18 protein-coding genes are annotated in these 15,202 nt (G+C 50.8%); 9 read left to right on the forward strand and 9 right to left on the reverse strand.

The genetic code is table 11. The features are described 5' to 3' along the window. Positions 1-27: 27 nt before the first annotated feature. A complete protein-coding gene (locus ICL55_RS28235; RefSeq protein ID WP_188103946.1) occupies positions 28-954 on the reverse strand; it encodes a terpene synthase family protein in 927 nt (308 codons plus the stop codon). Between the two features lie 181 nt (positions 955-1,135). Here ICL55_RS28235 and ICL55_RS28240 point away from each other — a divergent pair, with 181 nt between their 5' ends. Beyond that, positions 1,136-1,903 (forward strand): hypothetical protein, encoded by a 768-nt coding sequence (locus ICL55_RS28240; protein WP_188103948.1) that lies wholly within the window; start codon positions 1,136-1,138, stop codon positions 1,901-1,903. 115 nt (positions 1,904-2,018) lie between these two features. Here ICL55_RS28240 and ICL55_RS28245 read toward each other — a convergent pair whose 3' ends face one another. The 4 genes from ICL55_RS28245 to ICL55_RS28260 form a co-directional block, all read right to left on the reverse strand. Continuing rightward, entirely contained in the window at positions 2,019-3,119 is a 1,101-nt protein-coding gene (locus ICL55_RS28245; RefSeq protein ID WP_188103950.1) for a M42 family metallopeptidase, read from the reverse strand. A 62-nt stretch (positions 3,120-3,181) separates the two neighbouring features. Beyond that, positions 3,182-4,024: a UbiA family prenyltransferase gene (locus ICL55_RS28250; RefSeq protein ID WP_188103952.1), complete on the reverse strand. Its 843-nt coding sequence runs from the start codon at positions 4,022-4,024 to the stop codon at positions 3,182-3,184. 87 nt (positions 4,025-4,111) lie between these two features. Next, positions 4,112-5,650 (reverse strand): acyl-CoA carboxylase subunit beta, encoded by a 1,539-nt coding sequence (locus tag ICL55_RS28255; protein WP_188103954.1) that lies wholly within the window; start codon positions 5,648-5,650, stop codon positions 4,112-4,114. A 90-nt stretch (positions 5,651-5,740) separates the two neighbouring features. Further along, entirely contained in the window at positions 5,741-6,190 is a 450-nt protein-coding gene (locus ICL55_RS28260) for a hypothetical protein (protein ID WP_188103956.1), read from the reverse strand. Between the two features lie 147 nt (positions 6,191-6,337). Between ICL55_RS28260 and ICL55_RS28265 the strand changes: the two genes are divergently transcribed. From ICL55_RS28265 to ICL55_RS28275, 3 genes are all read left to right on the forward strand, one after another. Beyond that, positions 6,338-7,321 carry a LuxE/PaaK family acyltransferase gene (locus ICL55_RS28265; protein ID WP_188103958.1) on the forward strand — a complete coding sequence of 328 codons (984 nt, stop codon included), beginning with the start codon at positions 6,338-6,340 and terminating at the stop codon, positions 7,319-7,321. 157 nt (positions 7,322-7,478) lie between these two features. Then, a complete protein-coding gene (locus ICL55_RS28270; protein ID WP_188103960.1) occupies positions 7,479-7,985 on the forward strand; it encodes an ester cyclase in 507 nt (168 codons plus the stop codon). Positions 7,986-8,035: 50 nt separating this feature from the next. Next, positions 8,036-8,611 (forward strand): Crp/Fnr family transcriptional regulator, encoded by a 576-nt coding sequence (locus tag ICL55_RS28275; protein WP_188103962.1) that lies wholly within the window; start codon positions 8,036-8,038, stop codon positions 8,609-8,611. A gap of 1 nt (position 8,612) precedes the next feature. Here ICL55_RS28275 and ICL55_RS28280 read toward each other — a convergent pair whose 3' ends face one another. Continuing rightward, positions 8,613-9,338, reverse strand: a complete 726-nt coding sequence (locus ICL55_RS28280; RefSeq protein ID WP_188103964.1) for a hypothetical protein — start codon at positions 9,336-9,338, stop codon at positions 8,613-8,615. 340 nt (positions 9,339-9,678) lie between these two features. Here ICL55_RS28280 and ICL55_RS28285 point away from each other — a divergent pair, with 340 nt between their 5' ends. The 4 genes from ICL55_RS28285 to ICL55_RS28300 all read left to right on the forward strand — a co-directional run bounded on the left by ICL55_RS28285 (position 9,679) and on the right by ICL55_RS28300 (position 12,076). Next, entirely contained in the window at positions 9,679-10,011 is a 333-nt protein-coding gene (locus ICL55_RS28285) for a hypothetical protein (RefSeq protein WP_188103966.1), read from the forward strand. Positions 10,012-10,085: 74 nt separating this feature from the next. Continuing rightward, positions 10,086-10,910: an HvfB family MNIO-type RiPP peptide maturase gene (locus ICL55_RS28290; protein WP_188103968.1), complete on the forward strand. Its 825-nt coding sequence runs from the start codon at positions 10,086-10,088 to the stop codon at positions 10,908-10,910. Further along, positions 10,894-11,643: an HvfC/BufC N-terminal domain-containing protein gene (locus tag ICL55_RS28295; protein ID WP_188103970.1), complete on the forward strand. Its 750-nt coding sequence runs from the start codon at positions 10,894-10,896 to the stop codon at positions 11,641-11,643. Before ICL55_RS28290 ends, ICL55_RS28295 begins: the two co-directional genes overlap by 17 nt. A gap of 4 nt (positions 11,644-11,647) precedes the next feature. Beyond that, entirely contained in the window at positions 11,648-12,076 is a 429-nt protein-coding gene (locus tag ICL55_RS28300) for an HvfX family Cu-binding RiPP maturation protein (RefSeq protein ID WP_188103972.1), read from the forward strand. On the opposite strand, the gene ICL55_RS28305 is transcribed toward ICL55_RS28300, so the two are convergent. Beyond that, positions 12,073-12,825 carry an NAD(P)H-dependent oxidoreductase gene (locus ICL55_RS28305; protein WP_188103974.1) on the reverse strand — a complete coding sequence of 251 codons (753 nt, stop codon included), beginning with the start codon at positions 12,823-12,825 and terminating at the stop codon, positions 12,073-12,075. The two genes, ICL55_RS28300 and ICL55_RS28305, sit on opposite strands and share 4 nt — an antisense overlap. A gap of 119 nt (positions 12,826-12,944) precedes the next feature. Between ICL55_RS28305 and ICL55_RS28310 the strand changes: the two genes are divergently transcribed. Beyond that, a complete protein-coding gene (locus tag ICL55_RS28310) occupies positions 12,945-13,799 on the forward strand; it encodes an AraC family transcriptional regulator (protein WP_188103976.1) in 855 nt (284 codons plus the stop codon). Here ICL55_RS28310 and ICL55_RS28315 read toward each other — a convergent pair whose 3' ends face one another. Then, the gene (locus ICL55_RS28315; RefSeq protein ID WP_188103978.1) at positions 13,800-14,225 is read right to left on the reverse strand and encodes a response regulator; all 426 of its coding nucleotides are present in this window, start codon (positions 14,223-14,225) and stop codon (positions 13,800-13,802) included. A gap of 129 nt (positions 14,226-14,354) precedes the next feature. After that, entirely contained in the window at positions 14,355-15,191 is an 837-nt protein-coding gene (locus ICL55_RS28320; protein WP_188103980.1) for a ThuA domain-containing protein, read from the reverse strand. Positions 15,192-15,202: the final 11 nt, after the last annotated feature.

Genomic DNA, 15,202 nt, shown 5'->3' on the forward strand with positions numbered 1-15,202 from the left:
CGGAAATCTCTTCCGGGCCGCTGTATTTTACTGGTACCTGGGATTGTCCCGGTACCATTCTAAATGGCCACTGATGAGCCAGTCCAGCCGGAGGGCATAGGCAGCCACGGCCTCCCGGTGTTCTCCAAAATTCGGCCAGTGGGCACACAAATGCAGATATGCTTCCACCTGTTCGTCGCGCATACGCAGGGCTATATTATAGGCTTCCTGCAGCAAACAATTGTGTTCATGCCGGATCACCGCCACCAGGTTCATCGCCTCGAGGCTGCGTTGTTCCTTTTCAAAAGAGAGCAGGTCGTTGTCCCACGTGGTCAGCCGGCTCACAAAAAACCTGCGCTGCTGAATGGCCGGATGCCCGAACACTTCGGGAGGTAGCATAAAGCCGGAGGTTACCTCTACCAGGTCAATAAAAGGATAGGCAGCACCTAACTTTTCCCGCAGGTCCAGATACGCTGCCAGAGAGGGGTAGGTGAGATCGTGCTTATAGCTGTATTGCTTTTCGAGCAGCTGTCCTTCAAAAAAATACTGCCAGCTTGCGATATAGCGTGTCATCCAGGCCTGGGGCAGCAGGTGGCAGGCCAGTTCCTCATATACCATAGCAAACTGCTGAAACATGGCGTCTTCCCCCGGATAGGAAGGACTGCCGCGAAGGATGGCTGTGAGCCGATCGTGGGCGCCTTTTAGCTGAGGCAACGGCCAGCGTGCGCCCACATCATCAAAAATAAATGTCCAGGTGAGCAGGCGTGCCAGCGGTATCAGCTGCCGGAGTGGACTGTCAGGGAACCAGAGCACGGTTAGCCGGCCGAAACCGGCTGCTTTGAATTGTTGGCGCGCTTCGGGCGAAAGGGAAGTGTAGGAATCTATGAACGCGTGTACCTCTTTTTCAATCAGGGCATGGTCAGGATGGATCCTTGAGGGAAAAGGATACTGCAGTTCAGCTAATAATGACTGCATAATTAAAAGGTTTTCATGTGGCTAAATATACAGCGTGTTACTGTGAAAAGGAAGCCCGTCGGCGTGAAAAACTTGTATATATCATTGGAAATTAGTTTCTTGCGGTCACTCAAAAAATAACCAAATCACACCATGATCCGATAACCAATTATCTAATAACCTCTATCGCAAAACCATTGCTATGAAAAACACCTTGTTGAGCGGCAAACTGCTCGTTTGCCTTTGCTTCGCCGCCCTTTTCTTTTCGGCCTGTAGTAAGAAGGATGATCCCGCACCGCCTGTTCCGGTGTATAACATGGACACCCTCTATGCCCGTGCCGTAGCCGACGCCACGGTGGCCGACAGCAGCGAAATTTCCAATGCGCTGTGGCCTGTCACGCAAGACAACACCAACCTGCAATGGAAAACCATTAATGGTCAAAACTATGTGCTGATGGCTACTTTCATGCGTTTCCCCTCCAGCTATCCGGAAGGTGATTCCATCACCAATACCTGGGGCGAGGCCTGGCTGTTCATCCCCAAACAGATGAAAACCCGCATCGGGCAGGACTTTAAGCCGGGGTCTGATACTGTTCAGCGTATCTGTCAACTGCTTGGCCTGCCGCCCGTGAATGCCAAGAGCAATACGCACATTGCAGAAGTATGGGTGAAAGCAGAACGGCTATACCGGCCGGCGGGCAATCCGGCCATCAACACTACCACTACCGGCTATACGCTGGTAAGCGGCGTATCGGCGGATTATACCACCTGGTTTAACAACTATATCATTTTTGCCTATTATCGTCCGTTGATCGCCGCTACGGATTATCATTATCCGTGGACACGCATGGGTTATACTTACGATTGGGCGCCGGGAGCCAGTAAAGTGGGATTGAGCGAGTATGTGGAGTTGCCTTCTTCCGGTATGTGGGTGGAGAAAGTACGCAGGGCGGCAGACTACTTCCGTTAGTCAATTACAAATTACGAATGACGAATGACGAATGAAGGGCTTACTATGAAGCAGTAGTGTAGAACTTATGCTTTATAGTAAGCCCTTCATTCGTCATTCCTCATTCGTAATTGTTTTAGAGGTATTTAAAGTTTGTTTTCGGCGTGATCTGCAGTAAGGTCTGGTAGATCAGCTGAATGGTATTTTCGACGTCGTCACGTTTTACCATTTCCACGGTGGTGTGCATATAGCGCAGCGGCAGGCTGATCAGCGCAGAGGGCGTACCGTCATTGGAATAGGCAAAAGCGTCGGTATCTGTACCGGTGGCGCGGCTTACGGCGTGCAGCTGGTACGGGATATCGTTCTTTTTAGCGGTCTTGATGATCAGGTCGCGCAGGATGTTGTGTACAGCGGGACCGTAGGTAATGCTGGGACCACCACCGCATTTGATTTCCCCTTCGATGTTTTTGTTGATCATCGGGGTAGTGGTGTCGTGGGTAACATCGGTAATGATGGCCACATCGGGTTTGATCCGTTTGGCGATCATTTCAGCGCCCCGCAGGCCTACTTCTTCCTGTACGGCATTTACGATATACAGACCGAAAGGCAGTTCCTGTTTTTTCTCTTTCAGCAGGCGGGCTACCTCCGCGATCATGAAACCACCGATACGGTTGTCGATAGCGCGGCAGATGAAGTAGTCATAGTTCAGTTCCTCAAAACCATCATTAAAAGTACAAACACATCCTACGTGGATGCCCAGGTCTTCTACTTCTTTGCGGGAGCGTGCGCCGCAATCCAGGAAGATGTTCTCCACTTTGGGTTGTGGCTCTTTGCCATCGCCGCTGCGCAGGCGGGTATGAATGGCGGGCCAGCCGAATACGGCTTTCACAATGCCTTTCTCGGTATGGATATTCACGCGCATGGATGGCGCAATCTGCTGGTCGGAGCCGCCATTGCGGATCACGTAGATCAATCCTTCCGGAGAGATATAGTTGACAAACCAGGAAATTTCATCCGCATGGGCTTCAATCACCACTTTGAAAGGGGCTTTGGGATTGATGATACCTACCACAGAGCCATAGGCGTCTACCTGGTGTTCGTCAATATATGGTGTCAGATATTTAAGCCACAGCTTTTGTCCTTCTTTCTCAAAACCGGTGGGAGAGGGATTATTCAGATAGTCTTTAAGGAATGCCAGTGATTCCTTCGTGAGTATGGATTTCTGTTTTTTGGACATAATAGTATAGCTTTTTGAGATCGGACAAATGTAGCAAATTACCCATTATGACAAAGGCCTCTTTATGGGAACAGGCTGACCAGCACCAGATGGAGAAGTGCGGAGAGGGCCATGAGGCCGTCCAGTCCGAAGTAGAACAGGTAGTCAGACGGGTTGTGGTGTGCTTTTTTGGTGAGCAGACCGGTCATGACAACCGGCGCCAGCAGGGTGACTATCACGGGGATGGTGGTGTAGCGGCCCAGCATTGCTGCGCTCACGGCGGAGAGCAACAGGGTCATATAATAAAGCCGGTTGAGGCTTTTATAGTCGAGATAGGTGATCAGGCTGCGGATGCCTTCTTTTTTGTCTGATTCTATGTCCCGGAAATCGAACAGGATGCAGATAGCATATATCAGCAGGAAGCGATGCAGGGTGAAGAGCACCAGTGGCCAGGAGAGGCCCTGATTGGCCACAAACGCAGGCAGCAGCGTGGTCACGTAAGTCCATACGGCGGTAAGGAACAGCGTTTTTCCGATAGCTATCCGACGCAGCCAGGTGAATGGTTTATAGGGCACTTTGGGGGCTGAATAGAGAAAGGTGAGGAGGGCACCGCCGCTGAGTACCAGCCAGTGGCTGCGTAGCGGCCAGAAGTAGAACGCTGCGCCGGCCAGTCCAACGCCACAAAGCATCAGCATCAGGTCCCGGTAACGGTCGCTCCATTGTAGTCTTTCCGAAGAGGAATAGGAGCTGGGCGTCAGGTACCAGTGAAAGTTATAGCTGCAAATGGTAGAGAAGAAGACGAAGAGGTAGAAGGTGGGTTGCGGATAATGCAGGCCCAGTAGCTGATTGGTTTGCCATATCATCAGCAGGGCGCACAAGGCAATGTATACCGATGTAAAGAGGATGAAATTAAAGATGGACCTCATCAATTACAAGTTACGAATGACGAATTACGAATGGGGATTACCCTTTACGTTAAAATCCGTAATTCGTAATTCGTCATTCGTAATTGACTACAAAGGTATGTTACCGTGTTTTTTTCTCGGCATGTTCACCACTTTATTTTCCAGCATTTTGAAGCCTTTGATGAGTTTGGCGCGGGCTTGTTGCGGCATGATGACTTCATCGATATATCCTTTTTCGGCTGCCAGGTAAGGGTTGGCAAATCGTTCGGTATAGTCGGCCACCAGTTCGTTGGTACGTACTTCCGGGTCCGGAGCGGTATCAATTTCTTTTTTATAGATGATTTCCACGGCTCCTTTAGCGCCCATCACGGCTATTTCAGCCTGTGGGAAAGCGTAGTTGAGGTCGGCCCCGATATGTTTGGAGTTCATCACGCAGTAGGCGCCGCCATAAGCTTTGCGGGTGGTAACGGTGATCTTGGGCACGGTAGCTTCACAGAGGGCGTACAGCAACTTAGCGCCGTTGGTGATGATACCGTTCCATTCCTGATCGGTACCGGGCAGGAAGCCGGGCACATCTACCAGTACCAGCAGTGGTACGTTAAAGGCATCGCAGAAGCGGGTAAAGCGGGCGCCTTTAACGGAGGCGTGGATGTCGAGCACGCCGGCCAGTACAGCAGGTTGATTGGCCACAATGCCGATGCTTCTGCCGCCGATGCGGGCGAAACCAACGATGATATTGTCGGCAAAGTCCTTATGTACTTCGAAGAAGCTGTCGGCATCTGTCAGATGGGCGATCACTTCTTTCATATCGTAAGGCTGGTTGGGGCTGGCGGGGATCAGTGTATTGAGGGCTTCCCGCAGCTCGTTGCCCGGCTCGTACGGATATACGGGCGCTGTTTCCTCGCAGTTTTGCGGGATATAGCTCAGCAGTGTTTTGATGTTTTGGATACATTCCACCTCGTTGGCGCAGGCGAAGTGAGTCACGCCGCTTTTGGTGGCATGCGTTTGGGCGCCGCCCAGTTCCTCTGAGGTTACTTCTTCATGGGTCACCGTTTTTACCACGTTAGGGCCGGTCACGAACATGTAGGAGGTGTTTTCCACCATCATGATAAAATCGGTGATGGCGGGGGAATATACAGCACCGCCGGCGCAGGGGCCCATGATGGCGGATATCTGTGGAATAACGCCGGAAGCGCGGGTGTTGCGGTAGAAGATATCGGCATAGCCGCCGAGGCTCACCACACCTTCCTGTATACGGGCGCCGCCACTGTCGTTCAGGCCCACTACCGGAGCACCGTTCTGCATGGCGAGGTCCATGATCTTGCATATTTTGCGGGCATGTGGTTCGGAGAGGCTGCCGCCATATACCGTGAAATCCTGCGAAAAGACATAAGTAAGCCTGCCGTTGATCGTACCATAGCCGGTTACCACGCCATCGCCGGGAAACTGCTCTTGGTCGGTGGTGATGCCACGGTTACGGTTATGTACCAGCATGTCCAGCTCTTCAAAAGAACCTTCATCCAACAGCAGCTGAAGCCGTTCGCGGGCGGTCAGTTTACCTTTTTTATGCTGGGAAGCGATCCTTACTTCTCCACCACCTAACATGGCCTCTTTAATCTTCGACTGTAATTCCTCGATCTTATTCATATGCGGAAAATGAGTGATAAATCTGTTCCAAAAAATAAAGGATTCCTTTTAAGGAATCCCTGCGGTTGTAAATGTAATGTTTTTGAAAGACTATCTGTTCCGGCGGAATGGAAATTTTGGCGTAGCGATGGTGTCGCTGATGTTACCGGAATTATCGCGCAGGAAAACAACATAATGTGCGCTGTCGCCGGGCGCCGGGTTATACGCTGCTGCAAAGTCGATCTCCCCGAAAGGCATAATCACATCGGCTTTTACGCTATTGCCCCTGTTTTGCCCGATTTTTGGCATTTTAAAGAATGTCCAGATGGTATCTTTATTGATGGCTTGTTCGCTGTCTTTGAGCATCCCTACGCCGATGCTGTCCTCAATATCTCCGTCTCCGTCCTCTACCCGCATGGTGAGAATAAACTGTTTGGTATCCGGGGTGATGCTGTCTGGTTGATAGCTTTTAAAGGATAACAATGGTTTGGAGCCGATCTTATCTTTTTTACAAGCATAGAGCAAACCCGCGGCCAGGAGCAAATAGAGAATTTTCTTCATAAAACAAACCTACATTAATTTAGGAAATATACAAATATTCGGCTATCTCTGTCTCTCCAACGAAAAACGTTTTTTTGCCAACATTTGTTACTTGCTGGCTAAATTTATTCTTCTCCCTACCTTTGTGATCTTTAAAGACCGATATACATGCGCGTAGTTTCGCCCGATTATATATTTTCCCTGCAGCCAGATGAGCTGGAAACCGCCGCCCTGGAATTGTTTCACTATCAGTACCAGGAGAATGCGCTTTACAGGGCTTATACGGATGCCCTGCGGATACAGCCCCGTCAGGTGAGCAGCATCCTGGAGATCCCTTATCTGCCCATCCAGTTTTTTAAGTCGCACCAGGTGGTATGCGGACAGTTTGAGCCGCAGCTGGTATTTGAAAGCAGCGGCACCACCCAAACCATCAACAGCCGGCATCTGGTGAAAGACGCTGCTGTCTATACCCGTAGCTTTATGACTGCTTTTGAGCAGTTCTATGGACCGGTGACCGATTATGTGGTGGTAGGGTTGCTGCCTTCCTATCTGGAACGGCAACACTCTTCGCTGGTATGCATGGTACAGGAAATGATCGTCCGCAGCGGCCATGAGGAAAGCGGTTTTTACCTGTACGAACATGATAAGCTGTATCAGCAGCTACAATGGCTGGAAGCGCGTGGACAGAAAGTGCTGTTGATCGGCGTTACTTTCGGTCTGCTCGATTTTGCGGAGAAATACACCCTGGAACTGCAACACACCATCGTCATGGAAACAGGCGGCATGAAAGGCCGTCGCGAAGAATGGACCCGTGAGGAGGTACATGCCTACCTGAAAGAAAGGTTAGGCGTTACCGTAGTCCATGCAGAATATGGCATGACTGAACTGTTGTCGCAGGCATATTCCCGCGGGCAGGGCTACTTTGAAACCCCTGCCTGGATGAAAGTGCTGCTGCGTGATGAGAACGATCCGTTTCAGCTCACCGCCGGCAAAGGTTCAGGCGTCATGAATGTCATTGACCTGGCCAATATCTACTCCTGTGCGTTCATTGCTACTGAAGATATCGGTAAAATCCACGCCGACGGCCGTTTTGAGGTGCTGGGACGCCTCGATAACTCCGCCCTGCGCGGTTGCAGCCTGATGGTCAGTTAGAATTACGAATGACGAATGACGAATGAAGGGTTCTTTATAGTAAGTAGCCGCTCTATAAGGGAGTCCTTCATTCGTCATTCTTCCTTGAAAAATGGTAACATATATCATTGTTTGAGGATTTTACCGGTAGGAGCTTTGACAGACATAAACTCCTTTTATGATTGTCAACTTTTTCTACCGGCAGATATTACCGGCAGTTTGTATGATACTGGCCACAGTGGCCTGTAACCCTTCGCCTTCGTCCCCGTCTTCAGGGGAACAACATAAGAATATCGTCCGGCGCTACTTCGGCGAAGCCTGGAACCAGGGGAAGCTGGAGGTGCTCGACAGCCTGTTGGCGCCGCAGTATATTAATCACACGCCCAGCACACCCAACCCGCCACGTGGCCCCGGAGGACTGAAACCTATCATCGCCGCTTTCCGGAGAGCCTTCCCTGATCTGCATTTTGAAATAAAAGACCTCATCGCCAGCGATAGTATGGTGGTGGCGCGGGTGGTGATGACAGGCACCCAGCAGGACAGCCTGTTCCAGCTGCCGCCTACCGGCAAAAAGGTGGAGGTGAACCAGATCAACATTGAAAAAATCAGTAACGGCCAGATTGTAGCGCACTGGCGGGTGACCGACGAATTGAGCCTGATGCGGCAGCTGGGGTTTGTGCCCTGAGGCAGGAAACCTAAAAAATTGTAACTATGCAGTCATGAATGCCATTGGTTATGCATCCGTTACTGCTTCAAAATTTCAGCCGGCACATCTCCCTGTCGGACGATGAAACAGCCTTATTGCCCGCTTATTTCCGGCACCGGAAATTGCGGCGGAAAGAGCTGTTGCTGGAAGAAGGGGAGGTGTGCCGCTCAGAATACTTTGTGATAAAAGGTTGCCTGCGCCAATACGAGACAGCGGAAGATGGCCGGGAACATGTGATCCAGTTTGCGTTTGAAGACTGGTGGATTTCTGACCCCTACAGTATGCATACCGGTACCCCCTCCATCTACCACATTGATGCGCTGGAAGACAGCGAAGTATTACAACTGGACCTTGAGAGCCAGCAGCAGTTATTTACTGATCTGCCTCAAATGAATGTCTACTGGCGTATCGTCATGCAGCAGGCATTTATAGCCCTGCAACGCCGGGTGTTGTTTCTGCAGAAGCCGCTGGAAGAGCGTTATCAGGAGTTCCTGCGCACCTATGCCTGGTTTGAGCAACGTATTCCACAACATCAGATAGCCGCCTACCTGGGCACGTCCCGTGAGTCGCTGAGCCGGGTCCGGAATACGGTATTGAAGAAATAGTCTATTCAGGGCTGTTGGCAGCTACTTTCAGCAGTGCCGGCAGTTTAGACGGGTCATACATCATATTGGCGAGCGTCGTCATATAGGGGAAAGAGTAGTGGTCCATACCGAATTTATTCAGCAGGTATACATCCAGCTGTTCGGGAGCAGTGTGCCCTTGTATATAATCGCCCACATAGAACAGAAATCTTTGTCTTTCCTTTTCAAACAGCAGTACCAGCGCCACTTTATCTTTCAGCTGGTCATGGACCGGGTTCCTGAATATTTTCAGTGCCTGCGTATAATGCGCGGAGGTGAGTGGTTCCGGTGGATTGGGCAGCAGCTGTGTACAGAAATAGTCTACCGCCAGATCATCAAAGTAGCTGATGCCATTATCTTCTCCCGGATCATTATGCCAGGTGGCCCATTGCAGGAGATCTGCCGGGGTGCTGTTGCCAGACAGCAGTGCTTCCAGCTGATGTATAACGCCTTCCCGGGTAGGCGTGGAGTCGGTAGCCTGTGTAAGGGCGCCCACTATTTGCTGATAGTAATCTTCGTGCATGGCCGTGGCAGTCCTCAGCAGAAGGCGGGTCACATCTTCGCCCGACCCATCCAGGTCGGCAGGTTGTAGGTTTATTTCTCCGTACAGGTCCTGTAGGACTTCCTGTTTAGTTTTAGTTCCGCGCAAGTAAGCCTTCAGCAAAGCAATAAAATAAACAGAGGTTACAGGGGGCATCTTATCTTTCATGGGCCATTTTTAATCGCGCAATTGCGTTCAGGCCAAAAATAGGATAAATTAGATAACAATTATTTGCCTGTTGTGGAAAACTAAAACATTTAATTTTCCGTAAGCTTTCTACAGGCAAACGGAAAAGTGGCCGGTTCCCATAAAACTGGTGCAGTAATTGAGGAGTACTTTTCCGCGTTTCTCATCATCTTTTCTATACAGTAAGGCTATACGAACCGGCCATGGCACAGGCCGGCACCGGCATTTTTCAAATAGATACCCCTTTTCGATATAACGGAAACACGTTACTGGTCCTTTATTACCTTTAGCTTTTTCACTCAGTTTTAAAAATTCACGAAAAATGGAAAACAAATCAATCAGCAAAAAAGTGCTCTTTTCCGGCTCGCTCGTAGCCAGCGCTATCCTGGGCCTGACTGCCCTGCAAACCAATGCCAACCCGGTGAGTTACACCAATCTGGGCTCCGGCGCCGCTGTCAGAAGCGTGTTGACCGGCACCGCCTCTTCTGTTAACACTGTAGAGTTGGCCTGCTCCAAAGACTCCTCTGCTGCCAAATCCAAAGAACACAAATGCGCGCAGGGCAAATGCGCTGAAGGCAAATGTGTGGGCGCCCCCAAAAAAGGTAAAAAGGCAGGCGGCAAACACAAGTCCGATACGACCAAATCCGGTCAGTAATCTTTCCCACAGGAGAGGCCGGAACAAAGCAGGGCCGGCCTTTCTGTTTTTCCTGTCATCACAAATGCACCATCATGGTAGGACTAGGCTTTCGCCGCGAATTTGCGGAAGAGATGATCAGTGGGACGCTGATCACGCCCGACTTTATTGAGTTTGCGCCGGAGAACTGGATGAATATCGGCGGTTACTGGAAAAAAATATTGCATCGGGTATTGGAAAAGTACCCGGTGTTATGCCACGGCCTTTCCTTGTCACTCGGTAGCCCCGAAGAGCCGGACAAGGATTTTCTGCGTTATGTGAAGTCCTTTCTGGAGGAATATAACGTACGTATTTATTCTGAACACCTGAGTTATTCCAAATGTGACAATGCGCACCTGTACGACCTGCTGCCCATGCCTTTCCGGATGGATGCCGCGCGGCATATGGCCACGCGCATACAGCAGGTGCAGGAGTATCTGCAGCGGCCGCTGGCCATGGAAATCATTTCCTACTACACGCCGGTGGCGCCGGAAATGAGTGAGGCCGACTTCATCAACGAGGTGGTGCAACGCTCCGGCTGTCAGCTGCTGCTGGATGTGAACAACATTTACGTCAACGCCTTCAATCATCAGTACGATGCCAAAGCTTTCATTGCACAATTGCCGCTGGACAGGGTGGCCTACATCCATATGGCGGGGCATGAGCAGGTATCTCCTGATATGATCCTGGATACGCACGGGCATCCCATCGCTGATCCGGTATACGAACTGTTTGAATGGACCATCCGGCAGATACGGCCGGTACCTGTTTTGCTGGAGCGTGATTTTAACATCCCGCAGATGCAGGACCTTCAGAAAGAACTGACCCGGCTGAAATCTATCTGTCATCAACAATGGAAACAACATGAGCTCGTTGCCTGACAGCCGCCAGTTACAGCAGCGGTTTGCCCAACACCTGCGTACCGGCGTGAACACTGCTATCCCCGGTGTGGCCAAAGACAGGCTGGCGCATTATCGCCACGCTATTTTCCATATGGTAAAAGATACCATGGAAAGTGCTTATCCGGTGACCTGCGCCAATATTCCGGCGCGGAAGTGGGACCGTATGGTCCGGAACTTTTTCGCGCATCATGCCTGTACGTCCCATCAGGTATGGAAGCTTCCCCTGGAGTTTTACACGTATGCCGTGGAGAACAACTGGGATGAAGGGTATGATATCCCGTATCTGAGCGATCTGCTGGCTTTTGAATGGGCAGAGATCGAAGTGTTTAATATGGAAGATGTAGCCCCGGCTGCTTTCACTTCCACCGGCAGCTGGATGGAAACTCCGCTGGTACTGAATCCTGAATACCGGTTACTTTCTTTCAAATACCCCGTTCACCGGGAAGCCAGACGTGCCCGGTTGTTAAAGGAGCAGGGCGCATGGTTTGTGCTGCTGCACCGGGAGCCGGTGAGTGGCCATGTGCAGTTTACCGGCTTGTCGCCGTGGCTGGCTTTTGTGACAGAGCAGCTGGCGGCAGGTATAACGGTGAAGGATATACTGGAATATGCGCCACAACTGGGTATAACGGTAACGGCTGAACTGGAAAATGATACCGTCGCTTTCTTAGTCGATATGCAACGCCAACAATTTGTGTTGGGCTTTCAACCCTGAAACCATGCGCGCTTACGCTTCTTACGCACGCCGGCTATCGGCGCTCAGAGACATTCCGCTATTGTTGCTTCGGCTGGTGCTGGCTTATGGTTACTACCATCCGGCACGACTGAAGTGGCAGGATATCCATGGCATTGGCGACTGGTTTGGCCAGTTGCACATTCCTATGCCTTATGTCAGTGCCTACGTGGTGGCCATTACAGAATCGGCGGGCGTGGTCCTGCTGACGCTGGGCCTTTGGGTACGATATATCACGTTGCCGTTGATGTTCAGTATGGTGGTGGCCATCATCACGGTGCACTGGGCCAACGGCTTTGAAGCCGGCGATAACGGCTTCGAAATTCCCCTCTACTATATCCTCATGTTGTTTACCCTGCTGGTGTACGGCAGCGGCAGAATAGGGCTGGATGCGCTTTTGGAACGCTCCCGTTAATCCAGCAGGTGTAAGGCAAAGCCGCTTTTGCCGCTTGTGACAAAGTGAGATTGCAATACTTCCTGTTCATCATAATCCTGTTTACCCATCCTATAAGGGATAGGAGCGGTGTGAGGGATATCCACCAGCCGCTGTTCCAGGTCTTGCAGAATGGTGGCGAACCGTTCCGCTGATATGTGATTGGCACTGTTGACCACAAACGGTGGCAGCGGTGCCGCGCCTGCGTACCAGAATACGCCATGGTGTACAGGGAACATGAGGTCCATGATATCGCCATGGATGCCGTGAGGGCCCAGGGGCGCTGCGGAAGCGCCGGCGGTGATCATGAGCATTACTTTTTTGCCTTTGAGGGTGCCGTTGCCATAGCGACCGCCGGTGCCGTAGCCAAAGCCGTTGGTAAAAGTACGGTCTATCCAGCCTTTGAGGATAGCCGGCATACCAAACCACCACAGGGGAAACTGCAATAAGATCACATCTGCCCATTTTATTTTCTCTTGTTCTGCCGTGATATCCGGGGATTGCTGGTTTTCCAGAAAGGCTTTTTTGGAGGCGGCGCTATAGATAAGCCGTTCCTCAGCAGGCAGTGCAGGGAAGTCCTGCCGGTCTGCGGCGGCTTCCCATTGCTGTTGGTAAAGGTCTGTTTCCACTACTTCATGACCATGCCGTTGTAATATCTCTATAGCGGCGTTTTTCAGGGAGGCATTGAGGGAGCGCGGTTCCGGATGCGCCAGTACAATCAATACTTTCATTTGTTTATGTTTTGTTGTTAGGGTAAATTTGATGACGTAAAATTGTACAATTTGACTGGTTGTTTTATTGTACTATTTTTCTATTTTTTTGTAACATTTTGTAACAAACCGGGGGTACCATGGCAAAGGAGAACATTCATCAACCCTTTGAGATTGTGGAAGTCATCACAGACAGCTGTCCACAGGTGGAGCACGGGCACAACTTTTTTGAGCTGGTATATATTGTGGAGGGGAGCGGACAGCAGTTTATCAACAACAATCAGTTTGCCTATCGTAAAGGGTATTTGTTTCTGGTGACCCCGGAAGACAAACATTTGCTGGAGGTAGAAGAAAAGACTCATTTTTTCTTTCTCCGGTTTAATAAAATATATCTGCAAAATCAGGATACAGCGTTGTTATACACGCAGGAATGGACGCGCCGGATGGAATTTATTCTGGAGCATGCCAGTCACCGGCCTGGCTGTATCGTGTACCATGAGCCGGACAAGCAGCTATTGCCCGCGCTGGTAGCCGGACTGATGCAGGAACAGGCGACCCAACCGTTATACCACAACGAAGTGGTGCGGCAGTTGGTCAATACCCTGATTGCCGTGGTGGCCCGCAATATAGCGATGAAGCTACCGGCGCAGATAGGAGACCACACGGCCGCGCCTGTGCTGAACATCATCGGTTATATACAGGAGCATATCTATTCGCCGCAGGCTTTAAGAGCGGCGGTCATCGCTAAACATTTCCATATTTCGCTGAGTTATCTGGGGCGTTATTTCAAAAAACATACAGGGGAGAATCTGCAGGATTACATTATGCATTACAAGTTGAAGTTGGTGGAGACCCGTTTAAAACACAGCGATCGTCGTATCAACGAAATTGCCGTTGAGCTGAGTTTCACAGATGAAAGCCATCTTACACGGTTGTTCAGGAAACACCGGGGCATCAATCCGTCTGCTTTCCGCAGGCAGTTTAAGCTTAGCTGATCAGCTGGCTATGGGGAAGGAGTAATTGCCGAGGCTGCAATCATGGAATTGTTGCATGATCTCTAATCCTTCTTCATAGGTGTCCGGCTTGATAACGAAAGCTTCGGCTCCGAGGTTGATACATTGTTGTTTCTGTATTTCATTGAGAAACGTAGAATAAATGATAACCCGGATACAATGGTAGCGTGGATGTTGTTTGAGCAGCTCCAGTGTTTGCGTGCCTGTTAGGCGCGGCATGTTCAGATCGAGGACAATCAGGGAAGGGAGGGGCTTTTCAAGCAATGTGTCCAGGTATTCGAGGGCCGTTACCCCATCCTGGACAAAATGGATGTGTTCAGTAAAAGCGAGCTCCTTACACATCATTTCCATGATAAATACATCTTCGGGGTCATCATCGGCTATGAGAATCTGCGGATACGTCTGCATGTCAGGACAAAAGTTTGTTAAAATTTTCACTGCAAAGCGAATGCCTTTCCTGTTAGACGGTATTTAAAGGCAATTTGCGGGTACGTTTGTCCGTGCCCGGCAACAAAATGAGGAAGAATGTCAGCGACCTCAGAGCGTAATCAGGGTATCCCTGCGGGTGCCCAGCCACCACAACGCCTGTAGTATCATTTGATTCTGAACGGGGCTACTGAAGGTATGCGATAGCGTTTGTTGGGTACCGTGTTCATAGTCCATATCGTTATGCCCCATATTGAAGTACACCATGCGGTATTTGCGGTTGGTCCATACAACGGGATAATCCCCGCTGTGCCATATTTCACTGGGCTTGGGGCCGGTGCCCAGCGGAAAACTGCTGCTGTGTACAGAGGCCAGTACCGTGATGTTCCGATTTTGCCGGAGGTCACCGCTCCAGCGGTACCATTCGTTGGGGGCGGTGCGGAACCTTTCCGGGAGGCCGCGGGTAGTGGGGTGCTGCCGGTTTTCCACCTGCAGCACCGCTGCGGTGGGCCGCCAGGTATTGCTGACGTAGGAACCGGAGCCGAGGAAAGTATAGTGGTACCAGTCCCAGTTTTGCGGTACGGCAGAAGGCGTTAGCGCGAAGGCAGCGAAATGAAAGCCTATCCAGGCGCCACCATTTTCCATATACCGTTGAAAGGCCTGTCGCTGCGCCGGTCCTTCAGGCCTTGTGTCCAGAAACAATACCACCTGGTAACGGGAAAGGAATGATTGGTTCAGTTGCTGCCAGTTGCTGGTAGTGTCGTACACGAAATGATAACGGGCTGCCATTTGTGGAAACCACTGGTTGGCTTCCCGGACAAAGCTGATATGAGCGGCATCTTCCGCTGCGGTAAAAAAAGCGATGACCCGGAAGGCCGGTGGTTGTGCCGTAATAGCGAGGCTGCATAACAACAGGCCAATTAACAGACTGGTGGCGTGGAATTTCATGTATACAAAAT

It is taken from the genome of Chitinophaga varians, from assembly GCF_014529945.1.
In the GTDB taxonomy this organism is placed as follows: domain Bacteria; phylum Bacteroidota; class Bacteroidia; order Chitinophagales; family Chitinophagaceae; genus Chitinophaga; species Chitinophaga varians.

What these genes read in the sequence shown, in the direction of transcription:
- ICL55_RS28235 (WP_188103946.1), bottom strand. Translation starts at nt 954, where the DNA reads ATGCAGTCATTATTAGCTGAACTGCAGTATCCTTTTCCCTCAAGGATC.
- ICL55_RS28240 (WP_188103948.1), top strand. Translation starts at nt 1,136, where the DNA reads ATGAAAAACACCTTGTTGAGCGGCAAACTGCTCGTTTGCCTTTGCTTC.
- ICL55_RS28245 (WP_188103950.1), bottom strand. Translation starts at nt 3,119, where the DNA reads ATGTCCAAAAAACAGAAATCCATACTCACGAAGGAATCACTGGCATTC.
- ICL55_RS28250 (WP_188103952.1), bottom strand. Translation starts at nt 4,024, where the DNA reads ATGAGGTCCATCTTTAATTTCATCCTCTTTACATCGGTATACATTGCC.
- ICL55_RS28255 (WP_188103954.1), bottom strand. Translation starts at nt 5,650, where the DNA reads ATGAATAAGATCGAGGAATTACAGTCGAAGATTAAAGAGGCCATGTTA.
- ICL55_RS28260 (WP_188103956.1), bottom strand. Translation starts at nt 6,190, where the DNA reads ATGAAGAAAATTCTCTATTTGCTCCTGGCCGCGGGTTTGCTCTATGCT.
- ICL55_RS28265 (WP_188103958.1), top strand. Translation starts at nt 6,338, where the DNA reads ATGCGCGTAGTTTCGCCCGATTATATATTTTCCCTGCAGCCAGATGAG.
- ICL55_RS28270 (WP_188103960.1), top strand. Translation starts at nt 7,479, where the DNA reads ATGATTGTCAACTTTTTCTACCGGCAGATATTACCGGCAGTTTGTATG.
- ICL55_RS28275 (WP_188103962.1), top strand. Translation starts at nt 8,036, where the DNA reads ATGCATCCGTTACTGCTTCAAAATTTCAGCCGGCACATCTCCCTGTCG.
- ICL55_RS28280 (WP_188103964.1), bottom strand. Translation starts at nt 9,338, where the DNA reads ATGAAAGATAAGATGCCCCCTGTAACCTCTGTTTATTTTATTGCTTTG.
- ICL55_RS28285 (WP_188103966.1), top strand. Translation starts at nt 9,679, where the DNA reads ATGGAAAACAAATCAATCAGCAAAAAAGTGCTCTTTTCCGGCTCGCTC.
- ICL55_RS28290 (WP_188103968.1), top strand. Translation starts at nt 10,086, where the DNA reads ATGGTAGGACTAGGCTTTCGCCGCGAATTTGCGGAAGAGATGATCAGT.
- ICL55_RS28295 (WP_188103970.1), top strand. Translation starts at nt 10,894, where the DNA reads ATGAGCTCGTTGCCTGACAGCCGCCAGTTACAGCAGCGGTTTGCCCAA.
- ICL55_RS28300 (WP_188103972.1), top strand. Translation starts at nt 11,648, where the DNA reads ATGCGCGCTTACGCTTCTTACGCACGCCGGCTATCGGCGCTCAGAGAC.
- ICL55_RS28305 (WP_188103974.1), bottom strand. Translation starts at nt 12,825, where the DNA reads ATGAAAGTATTGATTGTACTGGCGCATCCGGAACCGCGCTCCCTCAAT.
- ICL55_RS28310 (WP_188103976.1), top strand. Translation starts at nt 12,945, where the DNA reads ATGGCAAAGGAGAACATTCATCAACCCTTTGAGATTGTGGAAGTCATC.
- ICL55_RS28315 (WP_188103978.1), bottom strand. Translation starts at nt 14,225, where the DNA reads ATGCAGACGTATCCGCAGATTCTCATAGCCGATGATGACCCCGAAGAT.
- ICL55_RS28320 (WP_188103980.1), bottom strand. Translation starts at nt 15,191, where the DNA reads ATGAAATTCCACGCCACCAGTCTGTTAATTGGCCTGTTGTTATGCAGC.